This is a genomic window from Dactylosporangium sp. CA-052675 (assembly GCF_050947935.1).
Lineage (GTDB): Bacteria > Actinomycetota > Actinomycetes > Mycobacteriales > Micromonosporaceae > Dactylosporangium.
In genome coordinates, this window is the sequence record NZ_CP192010.1 from 6,561,100 (window position 1) to 6,583,933 (window position 22,834).

Consider the following 22,834-nt stretch of genomic DNA (forward strand, 5'->3'; position numbering starts at 1 on the left):
GGAGTCGAGGTCGTGACCGGCGACTGGCACGCTACGGCACGACGGTGACGGGCCAGCGGCCCGACTTCACCAGGCGCACGGCCAGGGAGCCGACCCAGCGATGGCCGAAGCGGCGGCTCGCCCCCACCACGACCGCGTCGGCGCGCAGCTCCGTCGCCACGCGCACGAGCTCCTGGTAGGGGTCGCCGCGCACGGCGATGAAGTCCGTCGTCACGCCGGTGTGCAGGGCGCCCTCGTGGACCTGCCGGCGCATGTCCTCGATCGACTCCGTGATCGCCTGCTCGACGGCCCCGGCCGCCTCGGCGATCAGGCGGCTCGCGGCCGGGGCTCCGGTGACGAAGACGACGACCAGGCGGGCGCGCTGGCGGCGGGCCAGCCCCGCGGCGTACGCGCCGGCCCGCATCGACGTGTCCGAGCCGTCGACACCGACCACGATGACCTTCGGCCCGTCGGTCCCGAGTTCGAACTGCACGGGAACAGGATGCCGTACTAGGTCCGGTCGCGCCGGTGGGAGGGGTGTGGCTCGTCGCCGGCCGGCTCCGGCCCGGGGAAGCCGGCCAGCTCGCGCACGGCCGTCTCCAGCGCGGTGTCCACGCCGTGCTCGATCATCCGCTGGTAGGCGGGGTCGCCGGCCGCGGCGACGCGCCGGATGCCCTCGGCGGAGGCGCTCACGCGCCGGCGCACGATCTCGGCGAAGGCCGCGAGGGACCCGCTCCAGCCGTAGGTGTCCAGGAACAGCCGCAGCCGCCGGGGCCGCTGGTCGAAGGCCGTGAATCCCTCCGCCGCCACGACGTGCCGCGCGTGCAGCGGCACCCAGGCGAAGGCCGTGAAGGCCAGGTCCCATTCGGGGGTGACCGGAGCCGCGAAGTCCCAGTCGAAGAATCCGGTCAGGCGCCCGCCCGACCAGGCCGCGTTGTACGGCGCCGCGTCGTTGTGGCCGATGATCAGGCCCGGCCGCCAGGCCCCGCCCTCGCGCCAGACCGCATCGGGCGCGGGCGTGAACCCGGCCACGGCGGTGTGCAGGTCGCGCAGCCACCGCGCGACCTGGCGCAGCGCGTCGTCGCTGTGGACCCACGCGGGCCAGGGCCGGGCGTCCCCCACCACGTCGCCGGGCAGGAACGACAGCACCTCCCGGCCCTGCTCGTCGAAGCCGAGCGCGCGGGGCGCACCGTCGAAGCCGGCCGCCTCCAGATGCCGCAGCACCGCGTGCACGGACGGCGTCCAGCGGCCGGCCGCCCGCCGCACGGTGTCGCCGACCCGCACGGCTCCCCCGGTGTTGCCGCCGGCCATTCGCCGCTCGTCGCTCACGCCCCCATCCTGCTGTACCCGTCGAGGACGACACGTGGCGGGGCGTGGACCGGCTCGGGGGCCGGTTCCCGGTAGATGAAGCGATCGGTCACCGCGAAGCGCAGCACGAAGGCCGCCGCCAGCGTCGTCAGGTTCGCCGGCACCGAGCGCAGGTGCAGGGTGCCGACCAGGAGGGCGAGCAGGGGCAGGCGGACGGCCAGGTCGAGGTTGTTCAGCACGGCGAAGCGGGCCAGGCGGCTCCACCAGGGGCGGGCCGCGCGGCGGCGGCGGAACACGAGCGTGTCGACCAGGACGAAGTTCCACAGGACGGCCACCTCGGTCGCCGCGACCGCGGAGGCCAGGTAGTGCACGCCCAGCCGGTCCGACAGCAGCCACATGACCGCCAGGTTCGGCAGGACGCCCGACGCGCCCGCGGCGCCGAAGGCCGCGAGGCGTAGCAGGCGGGTCACCGGCGGACCTTCCGGACCTCGATCTCGCCGAAGCGCTCGACGACGTCGGAGCCGGCGACGCCCGCGCGCAGGGTCGGCAGGGACGCCAGGGTGCTGTCGGCCTGGCCCGCCATCACGATGTAGTCGATGCTCGACACGCCCGCGGGCAGGACCTCCTCCATCACCTCCGGGTCGGTGTCGACCTTCCAGAGCCAGACGGGCTTCGTGAACCCGGCGAGCTTCAGGTCGAGCCAGATGTAGTCGTCGGTCACGACGACCGAGTCGCGGGGGACGTGGTCGACGACCCACCGCGTGGCGGCGCGGGAGTCGGCGCTGCCGTCCGTCCTCGACTGGGCGATCATCGTCGAGGCCCACGCGGGGAGCACGAGGGTCACGGCCACCAGCGCGGCCGCGCCCGCCGGGAGGTACCGGCGCCAGGACGGCAGCCACGCCCACAGCTCGTCGCCGGCGCCCGCGATGAGCAGGGCCGCGAACGGGAGCAGGGCGATGACGTAGGCGAAGGGCAGGTAGCCGCCTCGGCACATCATCGCGACCTGGATGAGCAGGGCCAGGGCGATCGGGCGCAGCCGCGGGACGAGCAACGCCACCGGCACGAGCAGGACACCCCCGACGATCAGCCAGGGATCGAGGTCCACCCACGAGTGGGCCAGCGCGTAGGCGCCCGACGAGGGGTCGAGGAGGCTGCCGCTGCCCGAGCGGCCGAACAGCTGCCACCACAGCGCCCAGCCGAGGCTCACGTGCCCGTCCCCGGGCACCAGCTCGTTCTTGAGCAGGGCGAAGACCGGGTACGCCGAGACGAGCACGACGAAGGTGACCCCGAACACGCCGAGGTTCCACGGCCGGGTCCGGCGGTCCGTGTGCCGCACGAGCAGCCAGACCAGCGCCGGGAGCAGGATGACGATGGTCTCCTTGCACAGCGCGGCCCCGGCGAACCACACGGCGCTGCTCAGCGCCGCGCCGACGCTGCGCCGCGGGGAGGCGGCCGCGGCCAGGGCGGCGAGCATGAACATGGTGGCCAGGTTGTCCAGGAACACCATGCGGTGGAAGTACACGGCGAGCGGGCTCAGCGCGAACAGGGCGACGGCGAGCGCCGACCAGGCCCGGTTGAACCTCAGCCGCCGGGCCAGCAGCCAGAGCAGGGCGCAGCTGACCAGCGTGGCGATGAGCATGACCTCGCGGCCGACCATGACGCCGCTGGGGGCGCGGTCGAAGCCGTCGGTCAGGCCGGCGTACCCGGCGATGATGGCCCAGCCGAGGAACGGGTGGTCGTACCAGTACGTGTAGTGGGCCAGCGCGCCGTGGTCGAGCATCGCCCAGGCCTGGTCGACGTAGGTGCCCTCGTCGTCGTTGACGCGGCCCGGCCAGCCGTGCAGGTTCCACCCGTTGACGAGCCCGGCGACGACGAGCAGCGGCGCGAGGATCCAGGCGGACCGGTAGGACCGTCGGCGGGCCGGGGGCGCCGGTGCGGCCACGGCGGCCGAGCGCTCGATCTCCAGGACCGCGGTCATGACGCGAGCACCGGGCGGTGGTGGCCGCCGTGGGCCGTCTTGTGCCAGGTGGTGTTCCCGTCGATGTGCTGCCAGACGGCCCAGAAGGCCGCGCCCATCAGCACCCACTGGTACACCGGGGCCCCGGCGAGGAGGAAGGCGTAGTGGCGCCACAGGACCTTCTGCCGGTACGAGCGCGCGAACTCCCGCAGCCCCACGACCTGCGTCGCGAGCGTGATGAGGATGGGCAGGAACGGCGCGTACATGAGCATGGCCACGAACACGGGTACCTTCAGCCACACGATCGTCGCGATCGACAGCGGCAGCAGCAGCGCCGAGAAGGCCTGCAGGAACGGGGTGGCCAGGATGTACCCCGCCAGCACCCGCTGCCGCAGCGTGGGCAGCGCCGACCAGCGGCCCTCGAGCAGGATGCTGAGGAACCCCTGGTTCCAGCGCACCCGCTGCCAGAACAGCGACCCGGCCCGCTTGTTCGCGATGGTCTGCGGCACCTCCTCCCGGGTCGCGAGCTCGGGCTCGTAGGCGGCGACGACCTTCGCGCCGTACCGCGTGCACAGCAGCACCCCGAGCGCGCAGTCCTCGGTGAGGTTGTCCGGCCACCCGCCGGCCTTCTCCAGCAGCGCGCGGCGGATGAACACGGTGTTCCCGCCGAGCGGCACGAATCCGGTCCGCACCTGGTAGAACATGCGGCTGGTGAACCAGAAGAAGTACTCCATGACGTTGTGCACCTTGAACCAGTCCCGCGCCCGCGAGCCCAGCGTCATCAGCTGCACCCCGCCCTGCACGACGTCGGCCCCGGTGCGCCCGAGGAGTGTGTCGACCCGCGTGAGCAGCTGCGGGGCCACGTCGTCCTCGGCGTCGACGACGCCGACGACGGTGCCGGTGGCCACCGCCAGGGCGGCGTTGAGCTGCCGCGGCTTGTTGGAGCGCTCGTAGGCGCGGATCACCGTGCGCACCCGCCGGTGCGGGTCGTGGCCCGCCCGCACGCGCTCGACCTCGGCGATCGTGGCGTCGTCGCCCTCGCACAGCGACACCAGGATCTCGTAGTCCGGGTGGTCCTGCTCGAGCAGGTGCCGCAGCGTCCCGGCGATGACCAGGTCCTCGTGCAGCGCCGGCACGATGATCGTGAAGCGCTCCTGGTGGACGCCGTCGCTGAACGGCCAGCGCATCTGCGAGACGGCCTCGGGCGTGCGCCAGCCGTACAGCCGCCAGCGCACCTCCAGCGCGCCGACGACGGTGTTGTAGACGGCGACGGCGGTCACGAGCAGCGCCAGCACCGCGGCCCCGGACAGCGGCGCGGCCACCAGCCCGGCGGTGACCGCGGCGACGAGCGCGAGCAGCGTGCCCCAGCGGGCGGCCGGGGTCGCGAACCAGGTCGTCGCGCGCAGGGAGGGCAGCTGGCGCAGGTACAGCAGCCCCTGCCGCAGGTCGCCCTTGCTCTGCCCCGCCAGCCGCGCGCCGAACTCCAGCGGCAGCTCGGTCCGGCGCAGCCGCGGGTAGCGGGCCAGGATCTCCAGCAGGATCTTGAACCCGCGGGCGCGCAGGCGGTCCGGGTCGACCCTGTCCAGCCGCACCCCGAAGAACCCGGTCATCGGGTCGGTGACGCCGCGCAGCGCGACCGGGAACGCGGCCCGGGCCAGCAGCGTCGAGCCGGTCGAGACGGCCTGGCGCAGCGGCCCGTCGAGCCCGCCGCTGGTGCCGCCCTCGCGGTAGCGGCTGGCCATGACGAGGTCGTGGTCGTCGAGCGCGGCGAGCAGCGCGGGCACGAGCTCCGGCGGGTGCTGCAGGTCGGCGTCCATCACGAGCGCCCGGGTCGCGCGGGCGCGCCGGTAGCCGTCGACGACCGCGCCGGCCAGCCCGCCCACGCGCTGCGCGCCGGTGCGGTGGAAGACCCGCACGCTCAGGGTCGCGGGCAGTTCGCGGGCCGCCTTCGCGATGGCGGCGACGGTACCGTCGTCGTCACTGTCGTCCACGAAGAGCAGCTCGACGTCGTCGACGACCGCGGCGAGCCGGCGCATCAGCGGCGCCACGTTGTCCTCCTCGTGCCGGCAGGGGATGACGATCGTGGCTCTTGGGCTGGTCACAGTGGATCTCCTCAAGATCACAGACGGATGACCGAACAGCGCGCCAGTGCGCTCCCGCCGCGCTCGAAGTACTCGACCGTGATCGTGTGGTCGCCCTCGAGCAGGGTGGTGTCGTACGTGTAGGTGGCCGGTGGGTGTTCGGACCAGCCGTCGATGACCACGTCCCCGTCGAGGCGCACGCGGATCCCGTCGTCGCTGGTGGCGGTGATGCGGTAGGTGCCGCCGGCGAGGTGGTCGGTCCTCGTCCAGCGGGCGGAGAAGCCGTCGGCGGGGATCGCCGGGCCGGGCGAGCCGCTGCCCCAGTCGAAGTCGATGGCGCCGTCGGTGCGCAGCATCGCCGGCGCGCCGCCGAGGTCGGTGCCCACGTAGTAGGCGCCGGTCCAGCCGGCCGGGGCGGCGACGTCGCCGACGCGCTTGTAGCCGAAGTGCAGGCGGGCGCCGGCGGCGTGCTCGTAGTACTCGACCCTGATGTCGTGCGCGCCGCCGAGCAGGGACACGTCGGCGCTGAAGTCCTCGTTCTGGTCGCGCCACTTGTCCACGATCGGCAGCCCGTCGACGGAGACGCGGACCCCGTCGTCGGAGGCGCCGGAGAAGCGGTAGAGCCCGGCGGGCAGCACGGCGGTGCGGGTGTACTCCGCGCGGAAGTCGTCCACCCCGATCCCGTGCCCGGGGCCGCCGTCGCCCCAGTCGTGGTCCACTGTGGACTCGCTCGCGTAGTAGTCGGCGTTCGCGTCCGTGTACTTCGCCAGGTACGGCGGGGCGGCCGGGATGTCCCCGGTGCGCGCCCAGGTCAGCCGGGCGAGGGCGCCGCCGCCGTTCTCGTAGTACTCCATGACCACGGTGTGCGCGCCGTTGCCCAGCGGCAGGCGGGCCGTGTAGGGCGTCGGCCCCTGGTCGCCCCAGTGGTCGACGGCGAGCTGCCCGTCGACCCACAGGCGCACGCCGTCGTCGGTCGTGGTGGTGAAGTCGTAGTACCCGGCGGTCAGGGTCAGCGACCGGGTCCACCGGGCGACGAAGTGGTCCTCGGCGATGCGCGGATCCGGCGACCCGAGCTGCCAGTCGTGGTCGATCGCGGGCTCGTCGCGGGTCAGCGCCGGGGCCGCCGACGGCACGCTGGGCTTGTCGCCGGAGCCGGGGGTGTTCCAGTACTGCGCGGTGAACACGTCCCGCGGCTGGTCCGGCGTCGTGTCCCAGCTCAGCCGGGCGCTCGCGTCCACGACGTTGTCGTAGAACTCCATCCGCACCGTGTGCTCGCCGGCGCCGAGGTCGGCGACGTAGTCGTAGGCGGTCGGGCCCTGGTCGTGCCACTGGTCGATGACGAGGTCGCCGTCGATGAAGAGGCGGGCGCCGTCGTCGGAGGCGACGGTGAAGCGGTAGCGGCCGTAGGCGAAGTACTCGGTCTTCGTCCAGCGCGCCGAGAAGTGGTCGGCCGCGACGCTCGGATCGGGCGAGCCGGTGGACCACACGAAGTCGACCGTCTTGTCGCCCCGGACGAGTGCGGGGGCGCCGTCGAGGTTCTGGTTGTTGAAGTACTCGCCGGTGAACGGGGCCGACGGGGCGTAGGTCGCGGTCCAGGTGGCGTCGGCCGGCGGGGTGGTCACGAAGTGCCGGATCGCGCCGCCGTCGGACCATCCGGTGAAGTGGTAGACGGTGCCGTCCGCGTCCACGGCGGTCGGCGGCGCGGCGAGCTCGCGCTGGAAGCCGACCACGCCCGGCACCTGGTCCGGGGTCGCGATCGGGACGCCGTCGAGGGTCAGGCCGAGGCCGGGCGGGCTGGTCGCGAACGTCATCGTGGACGTGCGCGGGTGGATGAACACCGAGCGGGCGCTCGACAGGCCGTTGCGGTCGGTGACGGTCACCTTGATCTCGAACCAGGTGTTCGCCGACGCCTCGCCCGTGGTCGGGATCGTGAACTGCCCGACCCGGCCGGTCAGCGGCCCGACGAACGGGTGCACGTGGGTGTTGTGGTGCAGGAAGACCTCGGTCTTGATGTCCCCGTCGGAGACGTCGAAGCCGGCCGCGTCGTTGCCGAAGGCGTTGACCGTGATCGTGTCGCCCGAGTCGTACGCGCTGCCGTCGACCGGCGCCGCGATCCGCACGGTGGGCGGGGTGCCGACCTGGACCACGATCGGCCGGGAGGCGACGGTGCTCGTGCCGTCCGAGACCGTGAGCGTCGCGGGATAGACGCCGACGTTCGCGTACACCTTGGCCGGGTTCGGCGCCGTGCTGCTGCTGCCGTCGCCGAAGTCCCAGGCGTACGTCAGGCCGTCCCCGTCGGGGTCGCTCGTGCCGGCCGAGGAGAAGTGCACGGTCAGCGGGGCCGGGCCGCCGGTGGGGTCGGCGGCGGCGTGCACCACGGGGGCGTTGCCGGCCGGGCTGTACGACACGCGGTAGAGCTGGCCGGGGAAGTACGTGAGGTAGTAGAGCGACCCGTCCGGCGCCACCTTCAGGTCCACCACGCTGCCCGCCTCGAGGTCGAAGTCCTCGACCCGCTCGACCTGGCCCGTGTCGTCGAGCACCGCGCGCTTGACGAAGCCGCGGGAGTAGTCGCCGAAGAACAGGCTCCCGGCGTACTCGGCCGGGAACTGGGTGCCGTGGTAGACGGGTCCGGCGGTGACCGCGCCGCTGCCGCCGTCGTGGTTGTACGCCGAGACGGGGTCGGTGTAGCCCGCGCAGCCGCTGCCGCAGCGGCCCTCGTGCACCGGCCAGCCGTAGTTGCCGCCCTTGACGACGAGGTTGAGCTCCTCCCAGGTGTAGTCGCCGACGTCGCCCGCGTAGAGGCGCCCGGTCGCGGCGTCGAACTGGAAGCGCCACGGGTTGCGGAAGCCGTAGGCCCAGATCGCCCCGAGCCGGCCCGGCTGCCCGGCGAACGGGTTGTCGGCCGGGATCGAGCCGTCCGGGTTGATCCGCAGGATCTTGCCGTGCGGGTTGGAGAGGTCCTGGGCGTTGGGCGGGTAGCCGTTGTCCCCGACCGCGAAGTAGAGCTTGCCGTCCGGCCCGAAGCGGATGCTCCCGCCGACGTGCAGCAGCTGCGACGGCGACTGGGTCTCGAAGATCGTGAAGGGGCCCTCGGTGCCGACGTCGCCCGACGCGTCGAAGCGCACGAGGTGGTTTCGCAGGTCGTGGCCGGTGTAGTAGAAGTACACCCAGTGGTTGGCGACCCCGAACCCGGGATCGAACGCGACCCCGATCAGCCCGCGGTCGCCGGAGGCCTCCGAGGGCAGGTCGGCGAACGGCTGCGCGAGCAGGTGGCCGTCCTTGAAGATCTTGACCTTGCCGGTGCGTTCGAGGATGAAGATCCGCCCGTCGGGCGCGATCTCGAACCCGGTCGGCCCGTCCAGCCCCGCCCCGACGACGAGCTGCGTGGCGAAGCCCGCGGGGGTGGCGGCGCGGGCCGCGGGCACGGGCCCGAGCAGCGCGGCGACCAGGGCCAGCACGAGAGAGAACGGCAGCGTCCGGCGCACGGCGAGAATGCTCCGGCCGCGGTGTGATGCGCCCGTGGCGTTTCCACGAATACGCCGTCACAGCATTGATTCGGCGCCGTTTCCGGCAATTCAGGGATGCACACGTGTGAGCCCGCAGGACGCATCCGGAAACACGCGCTTGCTCAGATCGTCACGGGCAGCGACTCGAATCCGCGCAGGACACGGGTGGTCCGTCGATGTGGTTCGCCGTCGATGCGCAGGTCAGGATAGCGCTCGAACAGCATCCGCAGCCCGATCTCGCCCTCGAGCCGGGCCAGCGCGGCGCCGAGGCAGTAATGCACCCCGCCGGAGAACGACAGATGCTCGCGCGCATTCGTCCGGGTCACATCGAATGTGTCCGGATCGGCAAATACCTCCGGGTCGCGGTTCGCGCCGCCGAGCATCGCCATGACGACGTGCCCCGGCTGGATCGCCTCCCCGCCGAACTCGGTGGCCTTCCGGCACACGCGCGCGGTCACCTGCACCGGCGAGTCGAAGCGCAGCGTCTCCTCGACCGCGTTGCCCCACCGCTGCGGCTGCTCGCGCAGGATCGCGAGCTGCTCCGGGTGGCGCATGAGCAGCCAGGCGCCGGTGCCGAGCAGGTTCACGGTGGTCTCGAACCCGGCCGCGAGCAGCAGACCCGCGGTCGCCAGCAGCTCGTCCTCGCTCAGGTCGTCGAGCCGCACCAGCTGGCTGAGCAGGTCGTCGCCGGGGTCGCGGCGCAGCCGCGCGAAGTGCCCGCGCATCCAGTCGTTGACGTGCCGGATGTTGATCTCGGTCTGCCGGTACGTCGAGAACGGCAGCCCCAGGTCCAGCGTCGGCGCGGCGGCGTTGCCCCAGGCCAGGAACTTCTGGCGCATGTACAGCGGGACGCCGAGGATCTCCGCGATCACGGTCACCGGCAGCAGGGAGGCGAAGTCGGCGATCAGGTCGGCCGGCTTGTCCCGCAGCAGCTCGGCGCAGGTCTGCTCGATGCGCGGCCGCAGCCCCTCGATCGCACGGGCGGTGAACACCTTCGAGACCAGCCGGCGGTACCGCGTGTGGTCGGGCGGGTCCGTCACGAGCATCGACGGCGGGTCGACCGGCCCGATCGGCGAGCTGCGCCGGCTGAACCGGAACATGAGCCCGACCGGCGCCGGCAGCGGCCGGTCGGAGAACCCGACCCCGAAGGCCTCGTGCCGCAGCACCGCCCCGGCGAGGTCGTGCCGCGCGGTGGCCCACATGAGCCGGCTGCGCACGAGCGGCGCGGTCTCGCGAATCCCCCGGTAGAACGGGTAGGGATCGGCGCGCACGGCCGGATCGACGAAGAACCGGGCCTGCTCGTCGCCCTTGCGCGCGGCGGCGTTGATGCCAGCCCGCATGAAGCCGTGCTTGGTGGCCCATCGAACCGCGGTGCCTGGAAGCATGGTGCACACCCCCCTGGTACTCGACGGTACCAAGGGGGTGCGCCTCCGGTCTACTTCGCCTCGATCGCCTCGGGCTTGCCGTTGCTCCGGCTCGCGCCGCTCGTCGCCACGAGGGCCTTGAGGTCGATGCCGAGGTGCGGCGCCGGGGCCAGCAAGGCTGAGCACCCGCCCGTCGCCATCGGCGAGCGCCGATGCGATCGGTGACGCCGGTCACGCGGTAACGACGGTCAGGCGCCGGCGCGCAGTACGATTTCGGTGATCTCGCTGGGCGCGAACACGCGGAACGGCGGTCCCCAGAAGCCGGTGCCGCGGCTGGTGTAGAGCTGCGTGCGCTCCCCGTGCCGGGTCAGCCCCTGCACCACCGGCTGGTCGACGCGCACCAGGTAGTGGAACGGCCAGATCTGCCCGCCGTGGGTGTGCCCGGAGATCTGCAGGTCGATGCCGTGCGCCACCGCGGCGTCGATCTGCTTGGGCTGGTGGGCGAGCAGCAGCACGGGCAGCCCGGGGTCGGCCCCCTCCAGCGCGATCGCGTGGTCGGCCCGGTGCCCCGCCAGCCCGCTGCCGGCGGCGGTGCGGTCGTCGACCCCGGCCACCACGAGCCGGTCGCCGCCGCGCTCGATCACGATGTGCCGGTTGTGCAGCGGCTCCCAGCCGAGGCCCTGCATGTGGTCGAGCCAGCCCTGGGCCTCGCCGAAGTACTCGTGGTTGCCGGTGACGTAGACCCGCGCCAGCCCGGCCCGCACGTCGGCCAGCGGGGCGGCCTGCGCGGTGCGCTGGCCGGGGGTGCCGTCGGCGATGTCGCCGGTGTGCGCCACGACGTCGGCCCCGAGCGTGTTGACCACCTCGGTGACCCCCTTCGACCAGGCGACGCGGTCGATCGGCCCGTAGTGGGTGTCGGTGAGCTGGACGATCTTCAGCCCGTCGAGCCCGGCCCCGAGCCGCGGGATGCGCACCTCGACCCGGCGCACCCGCGGGACGCGCATGGCCTCGCGGTACCCCCACACGCCCAGCCCCAGCGCGAGCACCGCGGTGAACCCGGCGGCCACGCGGGAGCGCACCGGGTCGTCGACGCCCCCGGCGAGCAGGGCGAGGCGCAGCAGGTCGCCGGCCACGGCCCAGACGAAGAGGATCCACACGGCGCCGAGGATCGTGTCGGCGAGGCGGGCCGCCCAGTCGACGCGGCGCCCGTGGCCGAGGAACATCGTCACCGGGAACACGACGAGGGCCACGGCGAACACGACGGTGCCGGCGACCCGGACGCCGAGCGGCCAGTCGTTGCCGGCCATGACCAGCGACCACCACGGGACCCCGAACAGCAGCCCGAGCACCACGGCGAGGGTCGCCGTGAACGCGAGGGGCCGCAGGAGCGAACGCCGCCGGACCGCAGGGCCGGGAACCGCCTCAGTAGTCGCCATCGGATAAGCATGACACGCAGTGCCATCCGATTCCTGAGAGCGGGCTGTGATGCCGGTTGCAGCTCGGCACCCGGGCCGCGACCAGCGTCGACGCGAAAGTGTCGTACCCCCGGTCTACGGTCGGAGGCGTCGGGATGCACGGGTTGCTTGCACAACTGCACAGCGGAGCGTGAAGCCGTCTGGCACCATGCGGGCGTGCGGACGTTGCTTGCGTGGACCGCCGGCGGGATCGCGCTCGGCGTGGTGTCGCTGATGCTCAACCACGTGCTGCCGGGCGGGTCGAGCCGGCTGGTGAACTCGGGGGCGGTGTGGGCCGCCGGGGCGTTCGCGGCCGGGGCGGCCGTGCGCGCGGGGTGGTGGCGGGTCTGGCTCGCGGGCACCGTGGTGCTGGTCGGGGCGGTGGCCGGGTATTACGGCGGGCTCGTGGTGTTCGAGGGGCGGCACGCCGGCGCCGACGTGCTCGCGGGGCCGCTCGGGTGGGGGGCGGTGGGCCTGTTGGCCGGGCCGGTGTTCGCGACCGCCGGGGCGTGGTGGCGCGACGAGCGGCGGGGGCGGCGGGTCGTGGGGGTGTGCGTGCTCGGCGGGGTGTTCCTGGCCGAGGCGGCGTACCTGGCGGTGAAGGAGCGCCCGGCGGGCGAGGCCTGGATCGTGGCGGCGATCGGGCTCGCGGTGCCCCTGGTGCTGAGCCGCACCGGGCGGGAGCGGCTGCTGGCGCTGGTGGCGCTCGTGCCGGCCGCGGTGCTCGGGGCGATGGCCTATCTCGCGCTCGGCTCGGTGCTGGACGTGGCGTTCACCCGCTGAGCGGGAACGTCACGTGCACCTGCCGCACGCGGCGGGTGCGGCGGGCGTAGCGGGTGCGGCGGGTGCGGCGGGCGTAGCGGGCGTAGCGGGCGCCGTGGCGAACGTGGCGGAGCGGCCCCGCACGCACAGCGGCGCCCGGCCGGAGCCGGGCGCCGCGAGGTGAGCCGGCGGGCTACTCCTCGACGCGGTTGCCGCCGACGGAGACCGCGGTGAGCGGCGTGGCCACGTGCTCGAGGGACTTGCCCTCCGCGTCCACGCCCAGGACTATCTCCACCACGCCGCCGATGACCATCACGGCCGCGCCGACGAGGTAGCCGATGAACAGTTTGCCCGGGTCGGTGCCCTCGCCGATCAGCCAGCCGTAGAAGATCGGGCCGATGGCGCCGAAGCACTGGGCGATCGCGAAGAACACGGCGATCGCCTGGGCGCGGATCTCCAGCGGGAAGATCTCGGAGACCGTGAGGTAGGCCGAGCTCGCGCCCGCCGAGGCGAAGAAGAAGATGACGCACCAGGCGAGGGTCTGCGTGAAGGCGTTGAGGATGCCGGCGTCGAACATCCAGGCCGAGACGGCCAGCAGGACGCCCGAGAGCAGGTAGGTGCCGGCGATCATCTTGCGCCGGCCGATGGTGTCGAAGAGGTGGCCGAGCAGCAGCGGGCCGGCCAGGTTGCCCACGGCGAAGGCGATCAGGTAGATCGGGGTCTTCTCGGCGTCGACGTGGTAGAACTTCGACAGCACCAGGGTGTAGGTGAAGAAGATCGCGTTGTACAGGAACGACTGCGTGATCATGAGCGAGGCCGACAGCGTGGAGCGGGCCGGCAGCTTCGTGAAGAGGACCTTGATCAGCGCCAGGTAGCCGTGGCCGGAGGCCGGCTTGACCTCGATGGCGTGGTTCTCGTCGACCGGGGCCAGGCGCTGGCCGGAGTGCTCGACGTCGCGCTCGATCTCGGCGATGGCCTCCTCGGCCTCCCGCTCGCGGCCGTGCATGATGAGCCACCGGGGGCTCTCGGGCAGGTGCCGCCGCAGGTTCCAGATCAGCAGACCGATGATCGGGCCGATGAGGAAGCCCAGCCGCCAGGAGATGTTCAGCGAGATGTGGTTGAGCAGCACGTAGGTGCCGAGCGTGCCGATGATGGCGCCGCCCCAGTAGGTGCCGTTCACGCCGATGTCGACCCGGCCGCGGTACCTGGCGGGCATCATCTCGTCGATGGCGGAGTTGATCGCGGCGTACTCGCCGCCGATGCCGGCTCCGGCGATGAACCTCGTCAGATAGAGGAAGACCAGGCCCGTGACGTCGTTGCCCCAGGTCAGCGCCGTGAGGGCGTTGCCGGCGAGGTAGACGCCGAGGGTGACGATGAAGAGGTTCTTGCGGCCGAGGGCGTCGGAGAGGCGGCCGAAGAACAGCGCACCGAAGACCTCGCCGAGCAGGTACACGGTGGCGATCGCGCCGACCTGCGTGCTGGAGAGCCCGAGCGTCTCCTGCTTGTTCAGCACGGCCCCGACGGCGCTGGCGATGGTGATCTCGAGTCCGTCGAGCACCCAGGCGGTGCCGAGCGCGATGACCATGCGCGTATGGAACGGCGCCCAGGTCAAGCGGTCGATCCGGGCGGGAATCAGACTTCGGATGATCCCGCCCGTGGGAGCTGATGCGGATTGCGTGTCAGCCAATGTGCACCTCCCAGGCGCCAGTGAACACGACCACGTGCCCATCTGTGACAGCACGTGCCCGATGGGTCAGACATCAAAACCCGCCACTTGACGGAACCGGCCGATTGGATGACGCTCTAGGCGAAGAGAGCGCTCTCTCGCACGCGTCACCGACCAGCCCGCCAGCGCCGGTCCACCGCCTGAACCGGCGCGCCCCGATGGGGTGCGGCGGCGGTCGCCCCTACCCGCAATGACGCCCCAACCACGTCAGGGAGCTGCCTTGATGTCCGAAACAACCAGACCACCCGTCCCCGCATCCATCGATCGACGTCCACGCAACCGGCGGCGCGGCATCCTCGTGAGCGCGCTCTCCGTGGCGGTGGTCCTGGCCGGCTACGCGGCCTTCTCGATCGGCAGCGCCAGCGCCGCGAGCACGCTGCTGTCGCAGGGCAAGCCGACCACCGCCTCGTCGAGCGAGAACGCCGGCACGCCCGCCTCGGCCGCCACCGACGGCAACACCGGCACGCGCTGGTCCAGCGCGTTCAGCGACCCGCAGTGGCTGCAGGTCGACCTGGGCCAGACGGCCACCATCGACCAGGTGGTGCTCAACTGGGAGGCGGCCTACGCCAAGTCCTTCCAGATCCAGACCTCGGCCGACGGCACGACCTGGACGAACGTCTACAGCACCACGACCGGCACCGGCGGCGTGCAGACGCTCAGCGTGTCCGGCTCCGGGCGCTACGTCCGGATGAACGGCACGGCCCGCGGCAGCGCCTACGGCTACTCGCTGTGGGAGTTCCAGGTCTTCGGCACGTTCGGCGGCGGGTCCTGCGGCACGTCGAACTACGCCCAGGGCAAGCCGGCGACCGCGTCGTCGACGGAGAACGCCGCCAGCCCGGCCTCGGCCGCGTTCGACGGCAACACCACCACCCGCTGGTCCAGCGCGTTCAGCGACCCGCAGTGGCTGCAGGTCGACCTGGGCGCCACGGCGACGATCTGCGGCGTGGACCTGAACTGGGAGGCCGCCTACGGCAAGGCGTTCCAGATCCAGACGTCGGCCAACGGCACGACCTGGACGACGATCTACAGCACGACCACCGGCGCGGGCGGGGTGCAGAACCTGACCGTCAGCGGCTCCGGGCGCTACGTGCGGATGTACGGCACCGCCCGCGCCACCGCGTACGGGTACTCGCTGTACGAGTTCGGCGTCCGCGTCTCCGCCGCCACGCCGACCACGCCGGGCAGCACCCCGCCGAGCAGCCCGCCGCCGCCGGACCAGTTCTGGGGCGACACCAGCGGCATCCCGGCCGCCCAGAACGTGGTCATGGTGAAGGTGCTCAACCGCACCAACGGCCGCTACCCGGACAGCCAGGTCTACTGGAGCTTCAACGGGCAGACGCACTCGATCGCCGAGCAGCCCTACATCGACATGCCGGCCAACAGCGCGGGGCGGATGTACTTCTACGTGGGCCAGCCCAACGGGCAGTACTTCGACTTCATCGAGTTCACCGTCGGGGCCAACGTGTTCAACGGCAACACCACGCGGGTCGACGCGTTCGGCCTGAAGATCGCGATGCGCCTGCACGCCAAGGACGGCTACGACGTGCAGGTCGGCGAGGACTACCAGACCTTCACCGAGACGCGGGAGGCGACGTTCGCGAAGTTCATCGCCGAGGTGCCGCAGCAGTTCAAGGTGCTGGCCCAGTCGCAGGCGCCGTACCGGATCATCGCGCCGGGCAGCGACCCGACGTTCCGGGCCGGCGGGGTGAACCAGAACTACTTCACCGCCTACGCCCAGCAGTTCGGCATCAACGCGCCGACGTCGGACATCTTCGGCTGCGCCGGGGTGCTCGCCAACGACCCGACCAACTGCTCCACGCTCAACCGGCACGTGCGCGAGCGGCCGCAGGCGGACTGGTCGAACCCGAGCACGTACTACCTGGCCGCGCCGGCGAACTACTACGCGAAGTTCTGGCACGACCACGCCATCAACCGGCTCGCGTACGGCTTCCCCTACGACGACTACGCCGGCCAGTCGTCGTTCGTGTCGCACGGCAGCCCGCAGTATCTCCTGGTCGCCGTCGGCTTCTAGGAGCACCGAAAAGCACCGGAACCGGGGAAGGTGGCGCGGATCACCCGCGCCGCCTTTTCCTCAACCCAGGTTTATCAGTCTACATTTACTATATGGAGATCGAGCAGACCGCCGCGGCGCTGCAGATCGCGGTCGGGCGGATCGTCCGGCGGCTCCGGCAGACGCACGTGCCCGGGGAGCTGACGTTGTCGGAGGCCTCCGTGCTGTCGCGGCTCGATCGCGGCGGCCCGGCGACGCCCGGGGAACTGGCCGGCGACGAGCGCGTCAAGCCGCAGGCCATGGGCGTCACGCTGCAGAGCATGGAGCAGCGCGATTTCGTGCGCCGCTCCCCCGATCCCGGCGACGGCCGCCGCGTGCTGATCACCATCACGGACGAGGGGCGCCGCCTGCTCACCGACCGGCGCACGCTGAAGACCCACGCGCTGGCCGAGGCGATCGGGCACCTGAACGACGACGAGCGGCGCGCGCTCGCGCAGGCCGCCCGGCTGCTGGACAAGCTGGCGGAGGAGCTGTGACCGCCACGCTGACGCAGACGAAGCCCGACCGGTACAAGTGGGTCGCGCTGTCCAACACGACGCTCGGCATGCTCATGGCGACCATCGACGGCTCGATCGTCATCATCTCGCTGCCGGCGATCTTCCGGGGCATCGGGCTGGACCCCCTCGCGCCCGGGAACATCGGCTACCTGCTCTGGATGATCATGGGCTACCTGCTCGTGTCCGCGGTGCTGGTGGTCGCGCTCGGGCGGCTCGGGGACATGTTCGGCCGCGTCCGGATGTACAATCTCGGCTTCCTGGTCTTCGCCATCGCCTCGGTGGCGCTGTCCTTCGACCCGTTCCGCGCCGCGGGCGGGGCGATGTGGCTCATCTGCTGGCGCATCGTGCAGGCGTTCGGCGGCGCGATGCTCACGGCCAACTCCGCGGCCATCCTCACCGACGCGTTCCCGGCCCGCCAGCGCGGCATGGCGCTGGGCATCAACCAGATCACCGCGCTCGCCGGGCAGTTCCTCGGGCTGCTGCTGGGCGGCATCCTCGCCGCGATCGACTGGCGGGCGGTGTTCTGGGTCAGCGTGCCGGTCGGGGTGGTGGGCACGATCTGGTCGTACCGCAGCCTGCGCGAGACCGGCGAGCGCCACCGCGCGTCCGTGGACTGGCTCGGCAACGTCACGTTCGCCGCGGGCACCCTGCTGATCCTGGCCTCGATGACGTACGGCATCCAGCCCTACGGCGGCCATCCGACCGGCTGGACGAGCCCGCGCGTGCTCGGCGGGATCGGCCTCGGGGTGCTGCTGCTCATCGCGTTCGTGGTGGTCGAGTCGCGCATCGCGCACCCGATGTTCCGGCTCGGGCTGTTCAAGGTCCGGGCGTTCGCGGCCGGCAACCTGGCCGCGCTGCTCGTGGCGATCGCCCGCGGCGGCATGCAGTTCATGCTCATCATCTGGCTGCAGGGCATCTGGCTGCCGCTGCACGGCTACAAGTTCGAGGACACGCCGCTGTGGGCGGGCATCTTCATGCTGCCGCTGACCGCCGGTTTCCTCATCGCCGGGCCGATCTCCGGCTACCTCTCCGACCGCTTCGGCGCGCGGCTGTTCTCGACCACGGGCCTGCTGCTCGTGGCGGCCGGGTTCCTGGGTCTGCTGCTGATCCCGATCGACTTCCCGTACCCGCTCTTCGCCGCGCTGCTCGTGCTCAGCGGGCTCGGCCAGGGCATGTTCTCGGCCCCGAACACCTCGGCGATCATGAGCAGCGTGCCGGCGAACCAGCGCGGCGTCGCCTCGGGCATGCGCGCCACGTTCCAGAACGCCGGCACCTCGTTGTCGATCGGGGTGTTCTTCTCGCTCATGGTGGTCGGCCTGGCCCACGCGCTGCCGCAGACGCTGACGGGCGGCCTCACGGCGCAGGGGGTGCCGCACGACGTGGCCGCGTCCGTCGCCTCGCTGCCGCCGGTGAGCACCCTGTTCGCGGCGTTCCTGGGCAGCAACCCGGTCGCGCACCTGCTGGAGCCCTACGGCGTGCTGGGCACCCTGCCGCCGGCGAACGCCACGACGCTCACCGGGCACGAGTTCTTCCCGAACCTCATCGCGCAGCCGTTCCACGACGGGCTCGTGGTGGTCTTCGGCGCCGCGACGCTCATGACGCTGCTGGCCGCGGTCGCCTCGGCGTCCCGCGGCCGGCACGTGCGCCAGGTCTGAGGTCAGTCCTCCTCGACGGACAGGGCGCCGGAGGGGCAGCCGAGCACGGCCAGGCGGACCCGCTCCGCCAGGCCCTCCGGCGGCTCCTCGGCGAGCACCTCCACCATGCCGTCGTCGCGCTGGTCGAAGACCTCGGGCACGTTGAGCACGCACATGCCCGAGAACACGCACACGTCGGTGTCGGCCCGGACCTTCACCACAGCACCGGAACCTCGTCCACGGCGCCGGTGAGCCGGTTCGCGTGGACCTCGATGTCGTCCACGGGCACGGCGAGGCGCAGCCCCGGGAAGCGCCGCAGCAGCGCCGGGAACACGGTGCGCAGCTCGGTGCGGGCCAGGTTCGCGCCGATGCACACGTGCGCGCCGTGCCCGAACGCGAGGTGCACGTTGGGCTTGCGGTCCACGTCGAAGTCCGCGGGATCGGCGAAGACCGTGGCGTCGCGGTTGGCCGCGTTGCTGGAGATGATGACCGCGTCGCCGCGGGCGATCGCGACGCCGCCGACCTCGACGTCGTCGTGGGCGTAGCGCAGCAGGCCGAGGCCGCCGGGGGCGGTGATGCGCAGGATCTCCTCGACGGTCGCGGCGACCTCGCCCTCGGGGTCGGCCACGAACCGGTCGCGCCGGCTCAGGTCCGCCAGCAGCAGCAGGGTGCCCAGGTCGATGCGGGTCGAGGTGGTCTCGTGGCCGGCGAAGATGAGCCCCGCCGCGAGCCGGGACACCTCGTCGTCGCTGAGCGTGGGGTCGGTCGTCTGCGCGGTGACGAGGTCGGAGATGACGTCCGGCGCGGGGTCGCGGCGCTTGCGCTCGGCGAGCCCGGCCGTGTACTCCTTGAACTCCCGCATCGCCAGCTGCGCGTCGGCACCGCCGTCGATGCGCCCGACGCGCTCGGAGAGGTTGCGGAAGCGCTGCCGGTCCTCGTAGGGCACCCCGAGCAGCTCGCAGATGACGAGCACGGGCAGCGGGAACGACAGCAGCTCGTGCAGGTTCACGGGGGCGTCCGGGTTCGCGTCCCGGGCGGCCTGCATGTCGTCGAGGCAGCGCGCGGTCAGCTCCTCGATGCGGGTGCCGAGCCGGCGCATGCGGGCCGCGGAGAAGGCGGGCGCGAGCAGGCGCCGCATCCGCATGTGCTCGCGCTCCTCCGTCTCGTAGTCCCCCGTCGGACCGTCCTGCAGCGCGGCGTGGGTGATCCGCGACGCGCGCTGCGGCTGGGGGTGGGAGCGGCCGAAGCGCTTGTCGGCGAAGATCTGGCGCGCCTCCGGGTAGGCGGTCACGAGCCACGCGGGGTCACCGGCGGGCGTGGTCACGAGGGTGATCGGCGCCTCGCGGCGCAGGACCTCGTAGAGCGGGGCGATCTCGAGGATGTTGGGCCGGGCGAACGGCAGCCGCGGGGCTTGGCTCGCCGGGCGCTGTGTCGTAGCGGTCATGGTGGCTCCCCAGGCGCATCGACTTAGATCGATCGAGACATTACCACGGGTCACGCCGCTCTGGCCTACAGTAGCGACGCTGCGATCGTAGCTCGCGCGCCGCAGGGCGGCGACGAGCTCGGGAGCGGCGTTGACCCGCTGGGCGTAGCGCAGCGGGGTCACCCCGTCCACGGTCCGCGCGGCCGGATCCAGGCCCGCCGCGAGGAGCCGGTCCAGCAGGCGCGGCGCGGCCTCGTCGGGCACCAGGTCCGCCGGCGCGTGCAGCAGCGTCCGCCCGCCGCCGGCCGGCACGTGCAGATGCCGCAGGCCGGTCCCCACGGCGACGGCGCCGACGCCGGCCGTGGCCGCGGCGCGGGAAGACGCGCAGGTCCTCGGCCCCGCCGCCACGGTACAACGGCAGCGGCCCCACCGTCCGCAGTGGACGATGGGGCCGCCGTGGAACCTGTTACGCCCCGCCGCCACCGGGCTGGGTCACGCCGTTCACCGTGAGGGTGTACGGCGCGTACTGCTGCACCTGCTCCGTCGGCTCGTCGTAGGCCACGACGGCCACGACCTTCGGGAACAGCGACAGCAGCGCCAGCTGGATCCAGTTGAGCGAGAGGCTGTCCTGGCCGTTGAACTCGAACTGCCAGGCGAACGCGTGCGCCTCGTCGATGCCGATCAGCTTCACGTTCCAGTTCTTGACCGTGATCGGCTTGATCTGCGTCGGCGACTTGAACGGCGCCAGGCTGGAGCCGTCGCTCAGCAGCGTGCCGCCGAGCTTGATGTCGTCGAGCAGCAGACCGCCCTCGTTCACGCCACCGTCGGAGACGTAGCGGAACGACAGCAGGATCGACTTGCCGGCGTAGGCCGACAGGTCGTAGTTGTGCTGCTCGAACCCGTTCGTCGTGCCGTTCAGGCCGGGGCCGAACGGCGCGTCGACGGTCCGGTCGCCGGGGATCGAGGTGTACGTCGCGCCACCGTCGGTCGAGACCTGGACGTATCCGTAGTCGTAGCCGAGCTCGGCGCCGTACTTCGCGAGGAAGCTCAGCGTCGCGTTGGTGGCGGGCACGGTCACCGGGATGACCGCGGCGGCGTCGGTGTTGTTCGCGTTGCCGGAGAACAGCACCGAGTTGCCGGGACGGTCCGGGTCGTTGTTGACCAGCGTCCAGGCCAGGGGCAGGGTCGGCAGGGTCTTCGCGCCGCTGAACTTCAGCGAACGCAGGTCCTTGCCGGCCAGCGCCTTGCCGTTCTTCTGCAACAGGACGTAGTCCGCGCCGTTGGGGGCCGCGCCGGGCACGTCGTAGGAGTGCGGGTTGTCCAGGTTGACCGTGGACCGCAGGCTCTTGGACGTGACCTTCTTCTTGTCGGCCCCGAGGACGATGCCCCACTGGGAGTCGCCGACGATCTTGTCGAGCAGCACCATGCTCTGGTAGTCGTGCAGGACCGAGTACACGTCCTTGGCGCCCTCCGCCTTCACGGCGGCGTCGAGGCTCGCGAGACCCTGCAGCTCACCGTCGCGGTGGAGCCGCTCGATGATGTCCTGACCGAAACGGTCGTAGAGGTACAGCATCAGCTCGTAGGCGTTGCCGTAGTCGGCGAGCACCCCGTTGCCGTTCGTACCCTCACCCCAGAGGTTGAGCGAGTTCTGGGCACCGTTGCAGTCGCGCGGGTTCGGGTTGTACGGCGTCTGCACGCCCCCGTAGCCCTGGAAGCAGTACAGGTGGCTGTCGCCGCCCTTGTCGAAGACCGTCTTGGTCCCGTCGACGTAGCCGGTGAGCGTCTGCGCGAAGTCCGACAGACCCTCGTTCATCCAGCTGGTCTCGTTCGGGTCCGAGTAGGACTCGACCAGGTGCTGCCACTCGTGCGCGAACGTGCCCTCGTACAGGCGCGGGCGGGCCGGGCGGCTGGTGCACAGGTCCGACGTGGGCGCGTCGACGGGGTCGGCACCGGTGCGGTGCTCCCAGTCGAACGCGTCGATCGTCATGACGTTGCGGTCGAACAGCTCGTTGAACTGCGAGGAGAAGAAGCCGGCGATGTAGGTCGGCGCGGCCGGGAACGTGTAGTAGTTGTCGTCCCGGACGTTGTCGACCAGCGTCACCGTCTTCTCGCCGCCGCCGGTGTAGACGCCACCGTTGCCGTTCTTGTCCGGCCCGAGCAGCGCGTTGCTGCCGTCCCGGTTCGGCGGGGTGGCGAAGGCGGCGGTCTCCTTCGGGTACATGTTGGTGTCGAACTGCGTGATGAAGTTCGCCACCTGGGCGTCGGTCACCGTGGTGGTGTTCGGGATCTGGTTGCGGCAGTCGCCCGCGGGGAACGACGTGTCGACCGCGACCCAGACCTCGATGTGCTCACCGACACCGCGCAGGACGTAGTCCTTGCGGTAGAGGGTGCCGTTGTAGTCGTCGGAACCCAGCCACTGACGCACGGTGCCGACCGGCGGGGTGGTGCCCGCGGCGAGGGTCGAGCGCGACTGCGCCTTCGCCTTCGCCATCTTCGCCGTGTCGACGACCTTGCCGTCCAGCTTGAAGTTGGTGCGGGTCATCTCCCGCACGTCGGACGCGCCCGCCGACTCCTTGGCCGGAGCTTTCGCCGGTGCCGCGAACGCCGACGTAGCCGGCAGCGCGACGAGCACCGGGATGGCCAAGGCAATGGCCGCGGTCGTGGCCAGGCCTTTTCTCACCATGAAGCCTCCTTGCGACGACGCGCCCACGCCGGCGGGGTGGCCACCGGACAGGCGCGACGGGTTCGGAATCGCATTGACACCGCACACTATCGTCGCCATCCATATCGGCGAGCACCGCTCGGCACGCAAAAGGGTCGGGGCAAGGGGTCGGCGGGGTTGCCGATCGCATCCAAACCGTGATTACCGTCGATGTTTGCCCACCGTCGCCCCCGGCCGGGGTCATTCGTCCGGCTCGATCACCGAACGTAACGGGTGGACTGCGGCCACTCGAATGCCTGACGCGCGAACCGGTCATCGGGTTGCACAGCGGGCGAAAATCGCACCGGAAACGTCCGGCCGGTCGACGGGTGCCGCCGGTCAGACGATCACCGACCGCGACGTCCGGTGGT

At 71.8% G+C, this 22,834-nt stretch carries 16 protein-coding genes; 4 read left to right on the forward strand and 12 right to left on the reverse strand.

What is annotated here, in order from left to right:
* Positions 1-31: 31 nt before the first annotated feature.
* The 8 genes from ACQP1P_RS29265 to ACQP1P_RS29300 form a co-directional block, all read right to left on the reverse strand.
* Positions 32-472 (reverse strand): universal stress protein, encoded by a 441-nt coding sequence (locus ACQP1P_RS29265; RefSeq protein ID WP_433075466.1) that lies wholly within the window; start codon positions 470-472, stop codon positions 32-34.
* 17 nt (positions 473-489) lie between these two features.
* Positions 490-1,308, reverse strand: a complete 819-nt coding sequence (locus ACQP1P_RS29270) for a phosphotransferase (protein WP_433075469.1) — start codon at positions 1,306-1,308, stop codon at positions 490-492.
* A complete protein-coding gene (locus tag ACQP1P_RS29275) occupies positions 1,305-1,757 on the reverse strand; it encodes a GtrA family protein (RefSeq protein ID WP_433075471.1) in 453 nt (150 codons plus the stop codon). The genes ACQP1P_RS29270 and ACQP1P_RS29275 overlap by 4 nt, the downstream gene beginning before the upstream one ends.
* A complete protein-coding gene (locus tag ACQP1P_RS29280) occupies positions 1,754-3,265 on the reverse strand; it encodes an ArnT family glycosyltransferase (RefSeq protein ID WP_433075474.1) in 1,512 nt (503 codons plus the stop codon). The genes ACQP1P_RS29275 and ACQP1P_RS29280 overlap by 4 nt, the downstream gene beginning before the upstream one ends.
* Positions 3,262-5,346 carry a glycosyltransferase family 2 protein gene (locus ACQP1P_RS29285; protein ID WP_433075477.1) on the reverse strand — a complete coding sequence of 695 codons (2,085 nt, stop codon included), beginning with the start codon at positions 5,344-5,346 and terminating at the stop codon, positions 3,262-3,264. The genes ACQP1P_RS29280 and ACQP1P_RS29285 overlap by 4 nt, the downstream gene beginning before the upstream one ends.
* 17 nt (positions 5,347-5,363) lie before the next feature.
* Positions 5,364-8,810 carry a PA14 domain-containing protein gene (locus ACQP1P_RS29290; protein ID WP_433075480.1) on the reverse strand — a complete coding sequence of 1,149 codons (3,447 nt, stop codon included), beginning with the start codon at positions 8,808-8,810 and terminating at the stop codon, positions 5,364-5,366.
* Positions 8,811-8,953: 143 nt separating this feature from the next.
* Positions 8,954-10,171 carry a cytochrome P450 gene (locus ACQP1P_RS29295; protein ID WP_433075483.1) on the reverse strand — a complete coding sequence of 406 codons (1,218 nt, stop codon included), beginning with the start codon at positions 10,169-10,171 and terminating at the stop codon, positions 8,954-8,956.
* A 272-nt stretch (positions 10,172-10,443) separates the two neighbouring features.
* On the reverse strand, positions 10,444-11,631 hold the full coding sequence (locus ACQP1P_RS29300; RefSeq protein WP_433075486.1) for a metallophosphoesterase: 1,188 nt from the start codon (positions 11,629-11,631) through the stop codon (positions 10,444-10,446).
* 195 nt (positions 11,632-11,826) lie between these two features.
* Between ACQP1P_RS29300 and ACQP1P_RS29305 the strand changes: the two genes are divergently transcribed.
* Positions 11,827-12,432: a DUF6518 family protein gene (locus tag ACQP1P_RS29305; protein ID WP_433075488.1), complete on the forward strand. Its 606-nt coding sequence runs from the start codon at positions 11,827-11,829 to the stop codon at positions 12,430-12,432.
* Positions 12,433-12,604: 172 nt separating this feature from the next.
* Here the strand turns inward: ACQP1P_RS29305 and ACQP1P_RS29310 are convergent, their stop codons facing one another.
* The gene (locus ACQP1P_RS29310; protein ID WP_433075491.1) at positions 12,605-13,996 is read right to left on the reverse strand and encodes an MFS transporter; all 1,392 of its coding nucleotides are present in this window, start codon (positions 13,994-13,996) and stop codon (positions 12,605-12,607) included.
* Between the two features lie 364 nt (positions 13,997-14,360).
* Here ACQP1P_RS29310 and ACQP1P_RS29315 point away from each other — a divergent pair, with 364 nt between their 5' ends.
* The 3 genes from ACQP1P_RS29315 to ACQP1P_RS29325 all read left to right on the forward strand — a co-directional run bounded on the left by ACQP1P_RS29315 (position 14,361) and on the right by ACQP1P_RS29325 (position 18,360).
* Positions 14,361-16,169 (forward strand): discoidin domain-containing protein, encoded by a 1,809-nt coding sequence (locus ACQP1P_RS29315; protein ID WP_433075494.1) that lies wholly within the window; start codon positions 14,361-14,363, stop codon positions 16,167-16,169.
* A 92-nt stretch (positions 16,170-16,261) separates the two neighbouring features.
* Positions 16,262-16,684 carry a MarR family winged helix-turn-helix transcriptional regulator gene (locus tag ACQP1P_RS29320; protein ID WP_433075497.1) on the forward strand — a complete coding sequence of 141 codons (423 nt, stop codon included), beginning with the start codon at positions 16,262-16,264 and terminating at the stop codon, positions 16,682-16,684.
* Complete coding sequence (locus tag ACQP1P_RS29325; RefSeq protein ID WP_433075500.1) at positions 16,681-18,360, forward strand: MFS transporter; 1,680 nt, start codon at positions 16,681-16,683, stop codon at positions 18,358-18,360. Before ACQP1P_RS29320 ends, ACQP1P_RS29325 begins: the two co-directional genes overlap by 4 nt.
* Before the next feature lie 2 nt (positions 18,361-18,362).
* On the opposite strand, the gene ACQP1P_RS29330 is transcribed toward ACQP1P_RS29325, so the two are convergent.
* The 3 genes from ACQP1P_RS29330 to ACQP1P_RS29340 all read right to left on the reverse strand — a co-directional run bounded on the left by ACQP1P_RS29330 (position 18,363) and on the right by ACQP1P_RS29340 (position 22,445).
* Positions 18,363-18,560 (reverse strand): ferredoxin, encoded by a 198-nt coding sequence (locus ACQP1P_RS29330; protein WP_433075503.1) that lies wholly within the window; start codon positions 18,558-18,560, stop codon positions 18,363-18,365.
* Entirely contained in the window at positions 18,554-19,783 is a 1,230-nt protein-coding gene (locus ACQP1P_RS29335) for a cytochrome P450 (RefSeq protein ID WP_433075506.1), read from the reverse strand. Before ACQP1P_RS29335 ends, ACQP1P_RS29330 begins: the two co-directional genes overlap by 7 nt.
* A 445-nt stretch (positions 19,784-20,228) precedes the next feature.
* A complete protein-coding gene (locus ACQP1P_RS29340; RefSeq protein ID WP_433075509.1) occupies positions 20,229-22,445 on the reverse strand; it encodes a choice-of-anchor J domain-containing protein in 2,217 nt (738 codons plus the stop codon).
* Between the last annotated feature and the right edge of the window lie 389 nt (positions 22,446-22,834).